Origin of the sequence: Kitasatospora sp. NPDC058406 (genome assembly GCF_042722765.1) — a bacterium.
Classification (GTDB): Bacteria; Actinomycetota; Actinomycetes; order Streptomycetales; family Streptomycetaceae; genus Kitasatospora.
The window spans coordinates 1-18,105 of the sequence record NZ_JBHXKE010000156.1 but is presented as its reverse complement, the minus strand read 5'-3'; the positions used below and the strand labels follow the sequence as shown (position 1 = coordinate 18,105).

10 protein-coding genes are annotated in these 18,105 nt (G+C 76.5%); 5 read left to right on the top strand and 5 right to left on the bottom strand.

The window, feature by feature from the left end:
- Nucleotides 1–149 precede the first annotated feature (149 nt).
- Genes ACFWOG_RS26815 through ACFWOG_RS26805 form a run of 3 tightly spaced genes read left to right on the top strand, consistent with a single transcriptional unit; the run spans nt 150 to nt 4,132 of the window.
- Nucleotides 150–1,853, top strand: a complete 1,704-nt coding sequence (locus tag ACFWOG_RS26815) for a dipeptide ABC transporter ATP-binding protein (protein WP_380361258.1) — start codon at nt 150–152, stop codon at nt 1,851–1,853.
- Nucleotides 1,850–3,073, top strand: coding sequence for an acyl-CoA dehydrogenase family protein (locus ACFWOG_RS26810; protein WP_329952839.1), 1,224 nt, complete (start codon nt 1,850–1,852; stop codon nt 3,071–3,073). The genes ACFWOG_RS26815 and ACFWOG_RS26810 overlap by 4 nt, the downstream gene beginning before the upstream one ends.
- Nucleotides 3,074–3,097: 24 nt before the next feature.
- A complete protein-coding gene (locus ACFWOG_RS26805; protein WP_329881605.1) occupies nt 3,098–4,132 on the top strand; it encodes an LLM class flavin-dependent oxidoreductase in 1,035 nt (344 codons plus the stop codon).
- On the opposite strand, the gene ACFWOG_RS26800 is transcribed toward ACFWOG_RS26805, so the two are convergent.
- Nucleotides 4,122–7,085 carry a BTAD domain-containing putative transcriptional regulator gene (locus tag ACFWOG_RS26800; protein ID WP_380361261.1) on the bottom strand — a complete coding sequence of 988 codons (2,964 nt, stop codon included), beginning with the start codon at nt 7,083–7,085 and terminating at the stop codon, nt 4,122–4,124. The genes ACFWOG_RS26805 and ACFWOG_RS26800 overlap by 11 nt on opposite strands.
- 515 nt (nt 7,086–7,600) lie before the next feature.
- Between ACFWOG_RS26800 and ACFWOG_RS26795 the strand changes: the two genes are divergently transcribed.
- Both ACFWOG_RS26795 and ACFWOG_RS26790 read left to right on the top strand, forming a co-directional pair.
- On the top strand, nt 7,601–10,417 hold the full coding sequence (locus ACFWOG_RS26795) for an AAA family ATPase (protein WP_380361257.1): 2,817 nt from the start codon (nt 7,601–7,603) through the stop codon (nt 10,415–10,417).
- Nucleotides 10,414–11,634: a 3-deoxy-7-phosphoheptulonate synthase gene (locus tag ACFWOG_RS26790; RefSeq protein WP_329952837.1), complete on the top strand. Its 1,221-nt coding sequence runs from the start codon at nt 10,414–10,416 to the stop codon at nt 11,632–11,634. The genes ACFWOG_RS26795 and ACFWOG_RS26790 overlap by 4 nt, the downstream gene beginning before the upstream one ends.
- Before the next feature lie 271 nt (nt 11,635–11,905).
- Here the strand turns inward: ACFWOG_RS26790 and ACFWOG_RS26785 are convergent, their stop codons facing one another.
- From ACFWOG_RS26785 to ACFWOG_RS26770, 4 genes are all read right to left on the bottom strand, one after another.
- Nucleotides 11,906–13,552, bottom strand: a complete 1,647-nt coding sequence (locus ACFWOG_RS26785; RefSeq protein ID WP_380361256.1) for a bifunctional 3-(3-hydroxy-phenyl)propionate/3-hydroxycinnamic acid hydroxylase — start codon at nt 13,550–13,552, stop codon at nt 11,906–11,908.
- The gene (locus ACFWOG_RS26780; RefSeq protein ID WP_329881600.1) at nt 13,549–14,346 is read right to left on the bottom strand and encodes an arylamine N-acetyltransferase; all 798 of its coding nucleotides are present in this window, start codon (nt 14,344–14,346) and stop codon (nt 13,549–13,551) included. Before ACFWOG_RS26780 ends, ACFWOG_RS26785 begins: the two co-directional genes overlap by 4 nt.
- Nucleotides 14,343–17,543 carry a type I polyketide synthase gene (locus tag ACFWOG_RS26775; RefSeq protein WP_380361255.1) on the bottom strand — a complete coding sequence of 1,067 codons (3,201 nt, stop codon included), beginning with the start codon at nt 17,541–17,543 and terminating at the stop codon, nt 14,343–14,345. Before ACFWOG_RS26775 ends, ACFWOG_RS26780 begins: the two co-directional genes overlap by 4 nt.
- Before the next feature lie 45 nt (nt 17,544–17,588).
- Nucleotides 17,589–18,105: acyl carrier protein (locus tag ACFWOG_RS26770; RefSeq protein ID WP_380361254.1), on the bottom strand; the 517-nt coding region annotated here is incomplete at its 5' end.

Here is an 18,105-nt window from a genome sequence, read left to right as displayed (position 1 = left end):
CCGGGGCCCCCCGGATCCTGCAGCCCGGGGGGGGGCGCGGGGGGGGGGGGGGGGGGGGGGGGGGGCCCCCCCGGGGGCCCCCCCGGGGGGGGCCCCCCCCGGCCGCCGGGCGGACGCCGCGCGACCTCGTCCGGGTGGAGGGCCTGCGGGTGTCCTTCCCCGGCGCGCCGCGGCCCGCCGTGGACGGGGTGTCGCTGGCGATCGGCCCCGGGGAGTGCGTGGCGCTGGTCGGCGAGTCCGGCTCGGGCAAGTCCGTCACCTCGCGCTCCCTGATCGGGCTGGCGGGCACCCGGGCGCGGGTCGGCGCCCGGACGCTGGAGGTCGGCGGGGCCGACACCACCGGCTTCGGCGAGCGGCAGTGGCGCGCGGTGCGCGGCCGGCAGGTCGCCATGGTCTTCCAGGACGCGCTCACCGCGCTGGACCCGCTGCGCACGGTGGGCGCCGAGATCGCCGAGGCGGCCCGGCTGCACGGCGGCGCCGGTGCGGACGGCGGCACGGCCCGGGTGGTGGAGCTGCTGACCGCGGTGGGCGTGCCGGAGCCTGAGGCCCGGCGCACCCAGTACCCGCACCAGCTCTCCGGCGGGCTGCGGCAGCGCGCGCTGATCGCCTCCGCCCTGGCCGCCGACGCCCCGCTGCTGATCGCCGACGAGCCGACCACGGCGCTGGACGCGATCGTCCAGGCCCAGGTGCTGCGGCTGCTCGGCCGGCTCAAGGACGAGGGCCGGGGCCTGCTCCTGGTCAGCCACGACCTCGCGGTGGTGGCGCAGTTGGCGGACCGCATCCTGGTGCTGCGGCACGGTGAGGTGGTGGAGAGCGGGGAGGCCCGGCAGGTGCTGTCCGCCCCGGAGCACCCGTACACGCGGATGCTGCTGGACGCGGTGCCCTCGGGCCGCCCGGCGACGCGTCCGCCCCGGCCGGCGGCGGGCGCCGGCGGGGACGAACCGGTGCTGTCCGGGCGGGGCCTGGTGAAGTCCTTCGGCCTCGGCGGCCCGAAGGCGCTGGACGAGGTCTCGTTCACCCTGCGGGCGGGCGAGGCGCTGGGCGTCGTCGGCGAGTCCGGCTCGGGCAAGACCACGCTGGCGCGGGTCGCGATGGGCCTCTCCCGACCGGACGCCGGGGAGGTCCTGCTGCACGGACGGCCCTGGTCGGCGCTGTCGGAGCGGCAGCGGCGGCCCGGCCGCTCGGCGCTCCAGTTCGTCCAGCAGGACCCGTACGCCTCCGCGGACCCCCGGTTCACCGTGGCGCGGATCATCGGCGAGGCGCTGCCGGGGCTGCGGCGCGCCGAGCGGACCCGGCGGTGCGAGGAGTTGCTCGCCCAGGTCAGACTCCCGGCGGAACTCCTCCCCCGGCGGCCGCACCAGCTGTCCGGCGGCCAGCGCCAGCGGGTGGCCATCGCCCGGGCCCTGGCGAGCCGCCCGGAGGTGCTGGTCTGCGACGAGCCGGTGTCCGCCCTGGACGTCTCGGTGCAGGCGGAGGTGCTGGAGCTGCTGGACCGGCTGCGGCGCGAGACCGGCATCGCGCTGCTGTTCATCACCCACGACCTGGCCGTGGTGCGGCAGGTCGCCGAACGGGTGATGATCATGCGCGGCGGGTCGGTCGTCGAGGAGGGCGAGACCGAGCGGATCTTCGAGGCCCCCGCCCATCCCTACACCCGGGCCCTGCTGGACGCCGTCCTGCGGCTGCCCCCGTCCACCGCGCCGGACGCGACGGACGGGACGGACGCGGCGGGCTCCGCGCCCGGCTCCGGACACGCGGGCACCCCGGACGACCAGGGCACCGGCCACCCCCCGGTGCTCCGCACCAGGCACGACACGAAGCTCGACACCGAGCCCGTCACGAAGTGGGAAAAATGACTGACACGACGACAGCAGGCGTCCTCGACGACGCCGCCGTCCACGCCGGCCCGGCGGTGGACGGGGCCGAGGTGTGGCTGCGGCGGGCCGAGGCGGTCGCCGTCCAGCTGGCGGCCGGCGCCGCCCGGCGCGACCGCGAGGGCACCGCCCCGCTGCGGGAGGTCCGGCTGCTGAAGGAGTCCGGGCTGGTGACCCTGCTCGGCCCGGTCGAGTACGGCGGCGGCGGCCAGGACTGGTCCACCGCGCACCGGGTGGCGCGGACCGTCGCGGCGGCCGACGCCTCCGTCGGCGAGCTGCTCGCGCACCACTACGTGTGGGTGTCGATCGCCGAGTTCATCGGCACCGACGAGAAGATCCAGCACATCGGCGAGGTGGCGGCCCGCGCCCGGTGGTTCTTCAGCGGCTCCGCGAAGCCCCGGTCGGCGCCCCTGGTGATCCAGGACGCCGGCGGCGACATGCTCTTCCACGGGCGGCTGGACCGAGCCCTGGGCCACCCGGTGTCGGACATCACCATCCTGGAGGGCTTCCTGGAGGACGGCGACACCCCGATCAGCGCGCTCGCGATGAGCGACCACCCGGGCCTGACCTTCGAGCCCGGGGCCGAGGAGTTCGGGCTGCGCGCGCTGGCGGCCGGCACCGTCGTCGCCGACCACGCCGACATCCCGTGGACCGGGGCGCTCGGCCACGTGGACAAGACCTTCGTGCCCCGCGTGTACAACACGTTCCTCACCCCCGCCTTCCAGCTCGCGCAGGCCAACGTGCTGATCGGCGCGACCCGGGGCGCGCTGGAGGCCGCCGCGGGGCACACCCGCGACCGGTGGTCGCGGGCGCCGCTGACCGAGACCGCCGCGGCGGACGCGGCGCAGCACTACGGCGCACTCGCCTCCCTGCTCTGGGCGGTGGAGGCGTTCGCCGACGCCGTCGGCGCCGAGGCGGACGCCCTGCACGCCCGCCGCCGCACGGTGACCGAGGAGGAGCGCGGGTACCACGCCGTCCGGGTCGCCGCGCTGGCCGCGCAGGCCGGTGCCGCCGCCGACGCCGTCACCGCGGGCGTGTTCGGGGCGGCCGGCGCCGGGGGCGCCGAGGCGGAGGCCGGGCTGGACCGCTTCTGGCGGGACACCCGGGCCCGGCGGGTGCACGACGACGACCCGGGGCGCGGCCGGGTGGTGGGCCGCCACCTCCTGCACGGCGAAGTCCCCCGGCCCACCTGGTACGCGTAAGACCGCGAGAAGGAGCACCCCGGAATGACCAGCAGTTCCCGGACCCAGCTGTCCGTCCTCGACATCTCGTCCATCGACTCCGCCGGGCGCCCGGCCGACACCCTGGTCGACACCCGCCGACTGGTGGCGGCGGCCGACGAGCTGGGCTACGCCCGGTTCTGGGTGGCCGAGCACCACAACTCGCGCGGGATCGCCGGTTCCGTCCCGGCCGTCCTGCTGGCCGCCCTCGGGGAGCGGACCACCCGGATCCGGATCGGCGCGGGCGGGGTGATCCTGCCCAACCACGCGCCGTACGCCGTCGCCGAGTCCTTCCGGACGCTGGCCGCGCTCTTCCCCGGCCGGGTCGACCTGGGCATCGGCCGGTCGGGGGCGGATCCGGTGCTCGCCCACGCCCTGCGCCGGGCACCCGACGAGGACTTCCCGGCGGCGCTGGAGGAGTTGCTCGGCTTCGTCGGGGGCGGCTTCCCCGACGGGCACGTCTACCAGCGGCTGGAGGCCCTGCCGGAGCCGCCGCAGCCGCCCCGCGTCTGGCTGCTGGGCGCCAGTGTGCGCAGCGCGGTGGACGCGGGCCGGCGCGGGCTGCCGTACGCGTTCGCACACCACTTCTTCAACTCGCGCGGCACCGAGGAGGCCCTGCGGGCGTACCGGGAGAGCTTCCGCCCGTCGTCCCGGGCGGAGCGCCCGCACGCCATCGTCACCGCCTACACCGTGTGCGGCGAGACCGCGGAGCAGGCCCGCCGGCTGACGTACCCGGCGCTCTTCCCGGTGCTGCGGCTGAACGGCGCCTCGCCGACCGCGCCGCTGCCCACCGTGGAGGAGGCGGCGGCCTACCCGTGGACGGACGCCGAGCGCGCCGCCGCCGACGCGCTGCTCAGCACGCAGGCGGTCGGCGACGCGGACGAGGTCCGCCGCGCCCTGGCGGACCTCCTGGAGCGCACCGGCGCGGACGAGCTGATGGTGACCAACAACGTCACCGACGTGGACGAGAAGATCCGCTCGCTGGAGCGGGTGCGGGAGCTCGCCGAGTCGCTGCCGGTCCCCGCCGGGGTCACCTCCTAGCGGCGGGCAGGGCGCGGTGCGCACGGGCCGGGCGGGCGGGGGACGCCGGCTCGCCGAGGCTGTCCAGGATGCGCCGGTGGTGGGTGGCGAGCCAGACCCGCTCGGGCTCTCCGGGCGGGCAGCGGTCGAGGGCGAGGCCGAGGCAGCTGACCGCGAGCGCGTCGTCGCCCGCGGCGGCGGCGCGCGCGGACGCCCCCACCAGCGCCTCCCAGGCCCGGCGCTCCATCGCCTCCACCGGGGCGCCGTCGGCCTCGGTGAGGGCGACGGCCCGGTCGTAGTGGAAGGCCAGCAGGGCGGGCCGGGGCACGTCCAGGAGGGCCGCCCAGGAGGCCGCCCGCAGGTGACGCTCGACCAGGACGCGGCCCGGCAGCTGGGCCAGCGCGACGTCGCGGCTGACGGCGTACCGGAAGACGTACTCGACGTCGCCCGGCACGCTGCTGCGGCGCACCCGGCGCAGCAGTTCCCGCGACTCCAGGCTGTCCAGGCCGCGGCCCACCTCCTCGGTGTCCCGCAGGCTGACGGCGGCGACCGCGCCGCGCCACAGCGTCCCGCCGACGACGGCCGCGTCGCGCAGCACCGACCGGGCGGTCCGGTCGAGGTCGTCGAGCTGGGCGGCGGCGATGGCGAGGACGGCCGGGGGGTGGGCCACGGCCGGGTCGCCGCCGACGGCCTCGGCCCGGGCGTAGGCCTGCGCGAACAGCGGGTTGCCGTCGGCGAGCGCCGCGCGGCGGTCGTCGGCGGGCGAGGGACGGCGCCGTCCGGAGGCCGCGCCGATGATGGTGCCGGTGGCCGTGGTGGACAGCGGCGCCACGTGCATGAGGGCCGAACGGCGCTTGGCGCACCCCCAGGAGGGGGTGGTGTGGAGCAGCTCGGAGCGGGCGCCGGCGACCAGCAGCAGGGCCACCGGGCCGAGCCGGACGGTCAGGTCCTCGACGAAGGACCGGACGAATCCGGCGGCGCGGTGCAGGTCGTCCAGCACCACCACCAGCGGGCGTTCGGCGGCCGCCTCCTCGATCAGCTGGCGCAGCGCGCCGAGGACCTCCTCCCGGGGGACGGTCCCGCCGCCGGGCCCCTCGGGGGAGGAGGCCGGGGCGGGCAGGCCGAGGCACGCGGCGAGAGCGGTGACGATCCGCCCGGCGACGGCGTGCGGGAAGAGGCCGCGCACGACGGCGGTCAGCGCGGGGACGACGACGGCCGCCGGGGCGCCCGGGCGGATGCCCGCGTAGGCGCGGACCACCCCGGCGAGCGGCTCGTACGAGGTGTGGGCGTCGAAGGCGGGCGTGCCGGCGTAGAGCACCCGGGGTGCGTCCTCCCCCGCCTCGGCGCGCAGCCCGGCGGCGAACTCCCCGATCAGCCGGGTCTTGCCGATGCCCGGCTCGCCGAGCACCGTGATCAGGTGGGGCAGTTGGCGGCGGACGGTGTCCTGGTAGGCGCCGCGCAGCAGGTTCAGCTCGTGGGTGCGTTCCAGGAAGGGCGGTTCGGCGGGGTGCCCGGGCGCCCCGGGGGCGGGGGGACTCTCGGTCGCCAGGCGGTGGACGCCGGGGGTTCCGTCCACCGGGGTGAAGCCGAGGAGCGCGCCGCCGGCCTCGACGGTGGCGGCGCACGCCCACAGCTCCCCCCGGGGGACCTGGAGCAGCAGGTGGTGGCAGGCGTCCAGGACCTCGCCGGTCACCTCCACGGGCTCCGTCGCGCTGTCGTCGTAGGTGACCACCACCTCGCCGCTGCCGACCACGAGGTGGGTGACGAGCCGGGCACCGCCGGGGGCGGGACCGGACGCGGACCCGGAGGCGGGGCGGGGGCCGGATCCGGCCGGGGCGGATCCGGGAGCGGGCTCGGGGGACGCGAAGTGCCGCCGCAGGGCGAGGGCGGCGCGCAGGGCCCGCTCGGCGTCGTCCTCGTGGGCCCGGGGCACGCCGAAGACGACCAGCCACACCGACCCGAAGGCGCGGCGCACGAGGCCGCCGAACGGCGCGGTCTCCCGCCGGATGACGGCGGTCAGTTCCTTGGTGGCGTGGTCGATCCGCTCGGGGGCGACGGCGCCGCCGTCGGCCGTCCACCGGGCGCGGACCATGACCACACTGGCCCGGCGCCGCTCGACCCGCTCCCAGGAGGGGCGGTAGGCGTGCTCGGCGACGGGGGCGGCCTCCCCGTCGGCCGGTTCGGGCGTCGCGTGCGCCCCGGGGGTCTCCGGGGCAGCGGCGGGCGGCGACGGGACGGACGCCGCAGGCCGGGGACGGCGCTGCACCGGGGCCGCGGCCGGGGTCCGGTGCCCGTCCGGCTCCGGGGCCGGGTGCGGGACGGCCGCCAGGACCCCGCCGGGGGACGGGGCCGCCCCGGCCGGGCCGCCGCCCGGGCCGCCGGTGAGCCGCAGGGCCAGTGCCGGGTCGTGGCTGAGGATCGCGCGCTGGAGCCGCCGCAGGTCGCGGCCCGGCTCCAGGCCGAAGCGGTCGGCGAGGAGGTCCCGGGTGCGCCGGTAGCGGTCCAGCGCCTCGGGCTGCCGCCCGCAGTTGTAGAGGACGACCATGAGCTGGGCGACCAGCCGCTCCCTCGTCGGCTCGGCCTCCAGCAGCGTCTCCAGCTCGCCGATCAGCTCGCGGTCCCGCCCCATCGCCAACTCCGCCTGGATGCAGTCCTCGTGGACGGCGAGCCGGGTGCCCTGGAGGGCGGCCAGCTCGGGCCAGGTCAGCCCGGCGTCGGTCACGTCCGCGAGCACCGGTCCGCGCCACAGGCCCAGGGCCCGGCGCAGCAGTCCCGAGGCCCCCGCCCACTCGCCGGCCGCCAGCCGGGCCCGTCCCAATGTGACAAGCTCGTGAAATTCGGTGAGATCGAGCTGTTCCGGCTCGATTCTGAGGGTGTATCCGGGCACTATGGTATTCAGTGCCACATTCCCGCCCGCCGGATCCCCCACCGCCTGGAATGTACGGCGAAGACCGGCCACCGAGTTCTGCACCATTTTCCGGGCCGTGGACGGACGCTCGTCCCCCCAGAGCGCGGCGATTATCTCGTTGATTCCCACCACGCTATTCGCGCGGAGAAGGAGAACACCGAGCAGTGCCCGCTGCTGCAGACCGCGAACAGGCACCTCGACACCGTCGGAGAGCACTTCCAGCGGCCCCAGAACGTTGAATCGCACCCTGCCCCCTCGACTCGCGGTAAATCCGGAAAGCACCATTCCACAAATATGTTCCCGATGGTACATCAGGGCGCCCGGAGTTCTCCATTGACAGCACGTCAACTCCAATCCGGCATACCGGTCGACAACCCGCGTCGGTGACCAGCCCGGGCATTTCGCCGCCCCGCGCCGCGGAACGGCGGCAGTGCCCCGCTCATGGGCGGTCAGTTCCCCGCCGATGGGCGGGAAGTCCCCATGATGGGTCCGACCGGGAGGGGCGACCGCCGCCACCTCCCCGGGGAGCCGTCGGCGACCGACGGCCGAACGCCTACAAGAGATGAGGTCGGGGGTACCCGGTGCCTTCCCTGCTGGAACGTGACGCGCACATCGACCGACTCGACCACCTGCTCACCGAGTGTCTCGGCCGGGCGGGCCGGGCGGCCCTCGTCGACGGCCCCCTCGGCAGCGGCAAGACCGAGCTGCTGCGGGTGTTCGCCGCCCGGGCCGCCGACCGCGGGGTCCTCGTCGTCAGCGCCGACTGTTCCGCCCAGGAGCGGGACCTGCCCTTCGGCGTCGCCGACCGGATCGCCCGCTCCGCCGCCTGGCCGGCCGGGCACGCCGAACGGCTGGCGGCCCTCGCCGACCCGGCCGTCCTCGCCGACCCGAGCGACACCGCACACGGCCCCGACCCGGCCGGCCCGCCCCCGCCGAAGCTGCTGCGCGCCTGCCGCGACCTCACCGCCGCGCTGCTCGCAGCCGCCGCGGACAACCCGGTGCTGATCTGCGTCGAGGACATCGGCCACGCCGACGAGGCGTCACTGCACTTCCTGCGCCACCTCGTCCGGCACCTGCCGCAGAGCCGCGTCCTGCTGGTGCTCACCGACGGCAGCACGCCGTGGCCCGCGCGCCGCCGGCTGCACGCCGAGCTCTTCCGCCACCCGCACGTCCACCGCCTCGCACTGGCCCCGCTCTCCCGGGCCGGCGCGCTGCGCCTGGTCACCGAAGGGCTCGGCGAGGAGTCCGCCCGGCACAGCGGCCCCGAACTGGTCGACGTCGCCGGCGGCAACCCGCTGCTGCTGCACGCCCTCGTGGAGGAGCACCTCGACCGGGCCGACCCCGAACCGCGCTACGGCCCCGCCCTGCTGAGCTGCCTGCACCGCACCGAGCCCGGTGTGCTGCGGGTCGTCCAGGCCCAGGCCGTCCTGGGCGACGACGCCCCGGACGAGGACGTGGCGCGCCTCCTGGGCGAGCGGGAGAGCCCCGACGCCGTGGCGCGGATCCGCTCCGCGCTCGCCACCGCCGGGCTGCTCGACGGCGACGGGCGGCTGCGCACCGCGGCGGCGCGCACCACCGTCCTGGAGGACCTCGCCCCGCACGAGCGGACCGACCTCCGGCTGCGGGCCGCACAGCTGTGCTACGAGTCGGGCAGCCCCGCCGCCGAGGTGGCCCGGCACCTGGTCGAGGCCGGACGCGCCCCGATGCCGTGGGCGGTGGCCGCACTGACCGAGGCCGCCGAGCACGCCCTGCTGGACAACCGCTACCGCACGGCGGTGGCCTGCCTGCGCCTGGCCCACAAGGAGGCGGTCGAGGAACCCGACCGGGCCGTCCTGCGGCACCGCCTGGTGCAGGCCGAGTGGCAGCTCAACCCGTCCACGGCGGCCCGGCACCTGGCGCCGCTCACCGCGGCCGTCCGGGCCGGCCACCTCGGGCTCGCCGAGGCGCTCGTCCTCGTCCGGCACCTGCTCTGGCACGGGCGCGGCGAGGAGGCCGTGGCCGTCCTGGACCTGCTGCGGTCCCGAACCGGCCCGGCGCAGCGGGCCACCCCGGCCGAGACGGGGGCGCTGCGCGACGTCGAGACCTGGCTCGCCTACACCCACCCGGGCCTCGCCCGGGGCCGCCGCGTCCCGGCCCTGCCCGCCGACCTCCGGCACACGGTGGCCCCGGACATCGACCCGCAGCTCCAGGCCGCCGCCGCGCTCGCCGGCGCACTGACCCGCGGCCGGGCGGCCGAGGCCGTCGACCACGCCCAGCAGGTGCTGCGCGACGCCCACCTGCACGGCCGGACGGCGTGGGCCGAGGAGGCCGCGCTGCTCGCCCTGCGGGTGCTGCTCCAGGCCGGGCGCGCCGACACCGCGGCGGTCTGGAGCAAGCGGCTGCTGACCGCCGCCGCGCGGCGCGAGGCGCCCACCGCGACGGCCCTGTACGCCGCCGCGCACGGCGAGTCGGCGCTCCGGCTCGGCGAGCTGGTGACGGCGGCCGAGAGCAGCCGGGCGGCGCTGACCCACCTCAGCCCGACCGCCTGGGGCATCGCGGTGGGCCTGCCGCTGGGCACGCTGGTGATGGCGGAGAGCCGGATGGGCGAGCACCGGTCGGCGGCCAAGCACCTGACCCACGCCGTCGGCGAGGCGATGTTCCAGACCCTGTACGGGCTGCACTACCTGTTCGCCCGCGGCGACCACTACCTGGCGACCCGGCACGGCCACGCCGCGCTCGCCGACTTCCTGTCCTGCGGCGAACTCCTGCGCACCTGGGGCCTGGACGGCGCGGGGGTGGTGCCCTGGCGCACCCACGCGGCCGACGCGTGGCTGCGGCTGGACAACCGGGACCGCGCCTGGCGGCTCGTCCACGAGCAGCTCAGCCGGTCCGACGCCGACCTCCCGCACACCCGCGGTCCGGCGCTGCGGCTGCTCGCCGCGGCCGGGCCGCCCGGGCGGCGCGGTCCCCTGCTCACCGAGGCGGTCGACCTCACCGAGACCTCCGGCGACCGGTACGAGCAGGTCCGGGTGCTCACCGACCTCAGCCGCGTCCACCAGGCGACCAACAACAAGCGGCGGGCCCGGCTGCTGCTGCGCCAGGCCCTGCACGTGGCGAACATGTGCGCCATGAAGCCGCTCGCCCAGGAGCTGCTCTCGGTCTCGGCGGACCTCGGCGAGAGCGGCCCGGCCGCCGACGGCGCCGAGGACCCGGGCGGGGTCGGGGCGCTGACCGAGTCCGAGCGGCGCGTCGCCTCACTGGCCGTGCTCGGCTACACCAACCGCGAGATCGCCGGCCGCCTCTACATCACGGCCAGCACCGTGGAACAGCACCTCACCCGGGTCTACCGCAAGCTCGGGGTCCGCCGACGCAAGGATCTGCCCGCCGATCTGTGGGCCAACCTGAGGAAGACGGGATGACACCGATGACCACGACACCGACGGCGCACGAAGACGCCGCGCTCGCCCTGGCGCTGGCCGGTCGGGCCGCCGGCCAGCAGCCGCAGTGGCCGGACCCGGACCGGGTGCGGGAGGTGCGCACCGAGCTCGGCGCGCTCCCGCCCCTGGTGCAGCGCGCCGCCGTGGACCGGCTGCGGGAGCGGCTGGCCGAGGTCGCGCTCGGCCGGGCCCTGGTGATCCAGGGCGGGGACTGCGCCGAGACCTTCGCCGGGAACACCCCCGAGCACGTACGGTCCAACCTGCACGTCCTGCTGCACTGCGCGACGCTGTTCGAGGTCGCGTCGGGGCTGCCCGTGGTGCCGCTCGGCCGCGTCGCCGGGCAGTACGCCAAGCCGCGTTCCAGCCCGGTGGGGCCGGACGGCCTGCCCGCCTACCGGGGCGACATCGTCAACGGCGAGGCGGCGACCGCCGGGGCCCGCACACCGGACCCGCAGCGGATGCTCACCGCGTACGCCGGGGCCGGGGCCGCACTCGACGTGCTGGAGGCGGTGTCCGCCGCGACCCGCACCGAGCTGTTCACCAGTCACGAGGCACTGCTGCTCGACTACGAGGTGCCGCTGGTGCGCGACGGGTACGGCCTCTCCGGCCACTTCCTGTGGATCGGCGAGCGGACCCGCGACCTGGACGGCGCGCACGTCGCCCTGGCCCGGCGGATCGCCAACCCGCTGGGGCTCAAGCTGGGCCCGACCACGACGCCGGAGCAGGCCGTCGCCTACGCCGAGGCGCTGGACCCGGACCGCACTCCCGGCCGGCTGACGCTGATCAGCCGCATGGGCGCGGACCGGGTGACCGACGTCCTGCCGCCGCTGGTGGAGGCGGTGGAGGCCGCCGGGCACCCGGTGGTCTGGCTCTGCGACCCGATGCACGGCAACACCGAGGTGTCGGCGTCCGGGCTGAAGACCCGCCGCTTCGAGCGGATCGCCGCCGAGGTGACCGGCTACTTCGCGGTGCACCGGGCGTTGGGCAGCCACCCGGGCGGTCTGCACCTGGAGCTGACCGGGGACGACGTGACCGAGTGCCTCGGCGGTCGCGAGGACCTGCGCGAGGAGCAGCTCCCGGAGCGCTACCTGACCGGCTGCGACCCCCGTCTGAACGGCCGCCAGAGCATCGACCTGGCGCGGATCGTGGCGGAGATCCTGGTGGAGCGCCCCGCCCGGCGGACCCCCGTGGCGGTCTGACCACGCACCGCCCGCCGGGTGGGCCGGGCCGCGCCCGCCCCACCCGGCACCCCGAGGCCGACGGCCCGTTCCTCGACGCGGACGAGGAACGGGCCGTCCGTGTGTCCGCAGGTCCGCCGCCCCGGCCCCGGCACGCCCGGACCCGTGACTGTACGGGGGCGGTGGCTGTGCGGGGGCGGCGGCGGCGGGAACGACGGCGCCCGCCGGGCCGCCCGGGTGGGCGGGCTCGGCGGGCGGTCCCCGGCGGGCTCAGGAGTGGCGGGGCGGCGGGTCAGACGCCCAGGTCGGTGCGGAGCGCGGCGAACAACCCGGCCAGTGCCGTCCGGTCGGCCGCCGCGCCGTAGACGTAGAAGTCGGGCCGCACCAGCACCGCGACCGCACCGGCCCCCGACCCCGCTCTCGCCAGGTACGGCAGGTAGACCCCGTCGACGTCGCCCACCGCGCCCGGCGGCGGCTCCTGCCCGCCGTCCTCGACGACCTGCACGGCGTGACCGCCGAGCTCCGCCAGCCAGGCGGCGTCCTCGGCGGAGAGGAGCGTCTCCGGCGGTTCGGTGGTGAGCAGCACGAAGCCGCGCCCCACCACGTCGTCGAAGCGGCCGGCCGGCCGCCCCGCCGCCGTGACGCGCCCCTGGACGACGAGGTCGCCGGCCGGGAAGCCGCCGTGCCGCAGGCCGACGGTGAGCGGCTGGACCGGGGTGCGCGGGCGCGCGGCGCCGACCGCCGCGCCCTGCCGGGCGCGCTCCTGCGCGGCCAGCATCACGGTGTCGCGGTCGCGCGCCGCCGCCGGGTCGCTCTGGCAGATGACCCGCCCGAGGTCCATCGACATGGTGAGCGCGTGCCGCACGTGCTCGCGCCGCTCGGCGGCGTAGGTGTCGAGCAGCCCCTCGCCCGCCCGGCCGGTGAGCACCAGGTCGAGCTTCCAGGCCAGGTTGGCGGCGTCCCGGAAGCCCGAGCACATGCCCTGCCCGGCGAACGGCGGCATGAGGTGGGCGGCGTCCCCGGCGATCAGCACCCGGCCGCGCCGCCACTGGTCGGCGTACCGCGCCTGGAAGGTGTAGACGGCGTGCCGCAGCAGCGTGGAGTTGCCGGGGCCGATGTCGAACAGCGAGAGCAGCTTCCAGACGTTGGCCTCGCTGCCGAACTCCTCGGGCGACTCGTGGTCGAGCCGCATGAACTCCCAGCGCCGGTGGCCCGGCCCGGCGGAGACGGCGGTGCGCGGCCGGGCCGGGTCGCAGACCTGGAGGTTGTTGGGGACGAACTCCCGGCCGTCGTGCGGGACGACGTCGCAGGTGAGCCAGTCGTTGAAGAACGCGAAGTCGGTGGCGGTGAGCCCGGCCTCCTCGCGCACCACGCTGTTCGCCCCGTCGCAGCCGATCACCCACCGGGCGGTGAGCGTGCCGCCCTCGGGGCCGTCGACGGTGAGGGCGACCGCCTCGCCGCGGTCGGCGACGGCCGTCACCCGGTGGCCGCGCAGCACGCGCAGCCCCGGTTGGCGCTCGCCGTGGGCGGCCAGCACGGCCTCCAGGCCCGGCTGGTAGACGGCGCTGGAGTCCGGCCAGCCGGAACGGCCGGCGTCCTCCACGTCCACCCGGAAGAGCGTGCGGCCGTCGGCGTTGTGCCACACGTAGTCCCGGGAGGACTCGACGTACTCGGCGAGCGCCTCCTCGACACCCGTGGCGGCGAGGATGCGGGCGGCCTCGCCGTCGAAGGAGACCGCGCGCGGCATCGGGTAGGGCCGGGGGAACCGCTCCAGGACGGTGACCCGGTGGCCGCGGGCGGCCAGCAGCAGCGCGGCGGTCTGACCGACCGGCCCGTAGCCGACGATCGCGACGTCGGTGTCGGTCCCGGTGTCCCCGGTGCCGGCGTCGGGGCCCGGTGCGGTGTCCGGTACGGCGGAGGCGGCGGGTGCGGTCGTCATGCGGCGGCCGTGCCCTTCCGCAGGATGTCCGCGAGCACCCGGGCGTGCTCCTCGGGGTCGGCGAGGCCGCGCACCCGCTCGGTGCCGTCCTCGACGACCACCAGCCGGGTGCCGATCAGGATCCGCTGGCCACCCTCGAAGGCCCGGCCGCGGACCACGATCCCGGAGCCGGCCAGGGCCCGGGCGAAGCGGTCCAGCTCCGGCGAGGGGACGAGCCACTCCGCGAACGCGCGCGGCTCCGGGTGGAAGCGGTAGACGGCGCGCCAGTCACCGGTCCGGCCGCGGCGCTGGACGACGTGGTGGCCGGTGTCCGCGCGCACGATGCGGAAGTCGGTGCCGCCCTGCGACTGCACCTCGTCGAGCACCACCCGCAGCGGTTCCAGGTAGGACGGCCCGACGAAGCCGACGTCGACCAGCCAGAACTCGCCGTCCAGCCGCACGAAGCCGAGGACGTGCTCCAGATCCGGCCCGAAGGTGTCGTCGACCTGGCGGATCCCGGCCGAGAAGAGCCCGGTCTCGTAGCCCAGTTCGCGGAGCAGGGCGAGGAACAGTCCGTTGAGCTCGTAGCAGACGCCGCCCCGGCCGCCGAGGACGAGGGCGTCGAACACGGCGTCGACGTCGATGTCCACGCCCGCCCAGAGGGCCTCGCCGCGCGCGGTGTTGAGCGAGGAGTCGTAGGGGATGGCGATCAGGTGGCGCCGGTGCAGCTCACGCAGGGTGGCGGCGTCGGGTACGAGCGGCCCGTCGTAGTCGAGGGCCTTGAGGTAGGCGGCGACGTCGATCACGGCGGTCACTTCCCTTCGGTGTGCTGCTCGTCGAGCAGGACACGGAGGTGGCTGGCGAGCCTGCCCGGGGTGGGCTGGTCGAAGACGAGCAGGGCCGGCAGTTCGAGCCCGGTGACGTTCTGGAGGCGGTTGCGGAGTTCGACGGCGGTCAGCGAGACGAAGCCGATGTCGAAGAAGACGTCGTCGGTGCCGACGGAGTCGGCGCCCTCGTGCCCGAGGACGGCCGCGACCTCCGTGCGGACCACGTCGAGCAGGACGGCTTCCTGCTCCTCCGGGCCGCCGTCCGCCAGGCGGCGGGCCAGGGCGGCGCCTGGAGCCTCCTCGGCCTCGGCGGCGGTGCCGGTCTCGGCGGTGTCGATGTCCATCGGGGATTCTCCTGCGTGGGTCGTCACGGGCACCGACTCCAGCCAGTAGTGCCGGTGCTGGAAGGCGTAGGTCGGGAGTTCGGAGGGAGCGAGGGGTCCGGCCCCGGCGTAGGAGGCCGACCAGTCGACCTCCACCCCCCGGACGTGGAGTTCGGCGGCGGAGAGCAGGACGCGGTCCCACCCGCCCTCGTCGCGCCGCAGCGTGCCGGTGACGGCCGCCTCGCGCACGGAGGCCGCCTCCAGCGCCTCGACGATGCTGTGGGCGAGCACCGGGTGGGCGCTGACCTCGACGAACGCGCGGTACTCCGCGGCGGCGAGGGTCTCGACGGCCTCGGCGAAGCGGACGGTCTGCCGCAGGTTGCGGTACCAGTACCCGCCGTCCAGCTCAGGACCCTCCAACCACCGGCCCTCCACCGTCGACAGGAACGGGATCGCGGCGGGCCGGGGCCTCACCGCACCCAGAAGATCCGCCAACTCGCCCTCGATCGACTCCACATGGGACGTGTGGGAGGCGTAGTCCACCGGGACGCGCCGCACCCGCACACCCTGCTCCTCGAAGCCGGCCACCAGCGTGTCCAGCGCGTCCGGGTCACCGGCCACCACCACCGACGACGGCCCGTTCACGGCCGCCACCTCCACACCGGCCGGCAGACCGTCGGCCACCCGCCCGAAGGGCAGGCCCACCGACACCATGCCGCCACGACCCGCCAGACCCCGCGCGATCGCCTGCGAACGCAGCGCCACCACGGCAGCGGCGTCCTCCAGCGACAGGATCCCCGCGACATGCGCCGCCGCGATCTCGCCCTGCGAATGCCCCACCACCGCGTCCGGCACCACACCCAGCGAACCCCACACCCGCGCCAGACCCACCATCACGGCGAACGACACCGGCTGCACCACATCCACCCGCTCCAGCGAGGCGGCACCCGGCACCTGATTCACCACATCCACCAACGACCAGTCCACATACGGCTTCAGCGCACCCTCCACCTCCGCCAGAGCCCGCGCGAACACCGGGGACTCGGCCGACAGACGCCGACCCATCCCCACCCACTGCGAACCCTGACCCGGGAACACGAAGACGGTCTCGCCGGCGACGTCCGCCGTGCCGGTGACCAGGCCGGGTGCGGCGGCGTCGCCCGCGAGCGCGGCCAGTCCGCCGCGGTGGCCGTCCAGCGTGTCGGCCACCACGACGGCGCGGTGCGACAGGAGCGCCCGGGCCTCGGCGAGCGCGCGGGCGGCAGCCGTCTGGTCCGGGCCCTGCGCGTCGGCGTAGTCGAGCAGCCGCTCGGCCTGGGCACGCAGGGCGACGGCCGAGGCGGCGGACACCAGCCAGGGGACGGCCGGGACGGCGCGCGCCGGGGCGTCCGGCGCCGCGGAGACCTCCGGTGCCTCCGGGGCGTGCGGCGCCTCGGGCGTCTCCGGCGCGGGCGCCTCCTCCAGGATCACGTGGGCGTTGGTGCCGCTCACGCCGAAGGCCGAGACGGCGGCCCGGCGCGGGCGGTCCAGCTCGGGCCACGGCCGGGCCTCGGTCAGCAGCCTGACCTCACCGGCCGACCAGTCGACCTGCCGGGTCGGCTCGTCCACGTGAAGGGTCTTCGGCAGCACACCGTGCCGCAGCGCCTCCACCATCTTGATCACGCCCGCGACCCCGGCAGCCGCCTGGGTGTGCCCGAGGTTCGACTTCAACGAACCCAGCCAGAGCGGCTGTTCGGCCGGGCGGCCCCGGCCGTAGGTGGCGAGCACCGCCTGTGCCTCGATCGGGTCGCCGAGCGGCGTGCCGGTGCCGTGGCCCTCGACCGCGTCGACGTCCGCCGCGGTCAGCCGGGCGTTGGCGAGCGCGGCCCGGATCACCCGCTGCTGGGCGGGGCCGTTGGGCGCGGTCAGACCGTTCGACGCACCGTCCTGGTTGACGGCCGAGCCCCGGACCACGGCCAGCACCTCGTGACCCAGCCGCCGCGCGTCCGACAGCCGCTCCAGCACCAGGACGGCCACACCCTCCGCCCAGCCGGTTCCGTCGGCCGCGTCGGCGAACGCCTTGCACCGGCCGTCGACCGCGAGGCCGCGCTGCCGGGAGAACTCCACGAACGGCGACGGCTGGGACATCACCGCGACGCCCCCGGCCAGGGCCTGCACGCACTCGCCGTTGCGCAGGGCCTGGGCGGCCAGGTGGACAGCGACCAGGGAGGAGGAGCAGGCGGTGTCGACGGTGATCGCGGGCCCCTCCAGGCCGAGGGTGTACGCGACCCGGCCCGAGGCCACCGAACCCGAGGTCCCGGTGGCGAGGAAACCCTCCAGCCCCTCGGGCACGCTCCGCAGCCCGGTGGCGTAGTCGTGGTACATCACGCCGGAGAAGACGCCGACCGGCGTGCCGCGCAGGTCCGCCGGGTCGAAGCCGGCCCGCTCCAGGGCCTCCCAGGACGTCTCCAGCAGCAGCCGCTGCTGCGGGTCCATGGCGAGCGCCTCGCGCGGCGAGATCCCGAAGAAGGCGGCGTCGAAGTCCGCGGCGCCGCGCAGGAACCCGCCCTCGCGGACGTAGGAGCGGCCCGCCCGGTCCGGGTCGGGGTCGAACAGCCCGTCGAGGTCCCAGCCGCGGTCCTCGGGGAACTCGGCCACGCCGTCACGGCCGTCGGCGACCAGCTGCCACAGCTCGGCCGGGGAGGAGACGTCGCCGGGGAGCCGGCAGGCCATCCCGACGATGGCGATCGGCTCGGTGGCCGCCGCCTCCAACTTCGCTTTCTCGGAGGCAAGTTGCTCGTTGTCCTGGAGCGCGGCCCGCAGCGCCGCGACCAGCCTCGCCGTCTGGTCGGAGGCGGCCGCGCCGTCGATGGTGGTAGTCATGTCAGCCTTTCGGGAAGGATCGGTGAGCGCGGGATCGGGGGACGGTCAGCCACGGCCGCGCAGCGCGCGGGCGACGAGACCGTCGATGTCCAGGTCGGCGATGGCGGGCCCGTCCGCGGGCGGGAGCTCCGGAGCCGGGCCGGCCGGCGGCACGGTGCCCCCGGCGGCGGCTCCGGCCTCCGGCTCCGGCAGGAGCTCGGACCGCAGGTGACGGGCGAGTTCGAGCGGGGTCGGGTGGTCGAAGACCAGCGTCGCCGGGAGCCGGACGCCGGTCGCCCGGGCCAGCCGGTTGCGCAGCTGCACCGCGCCGAGCGAGTCGAACCCGGTCTCCTTGAACGCCTGGGCGGCGGCGACGGCGTTCTTGGACGGGTGCCCGAGGACGGCCGCGGCGGCCGAACGCACCAGGTCGAGGAGTTCGCGGTGCTGCTCGCGTTCCGGCAGCGCGGCCAGCCTGACGGCGAAGCCGGCCGCGTCGTCGGCCGTGGTGGTGGTGGTGGTGGCGGTGCGGCGGGGAGTGCGGACCAGCCCGCGCAGCAACGGGTTCAACTCACCACTCGCCGCC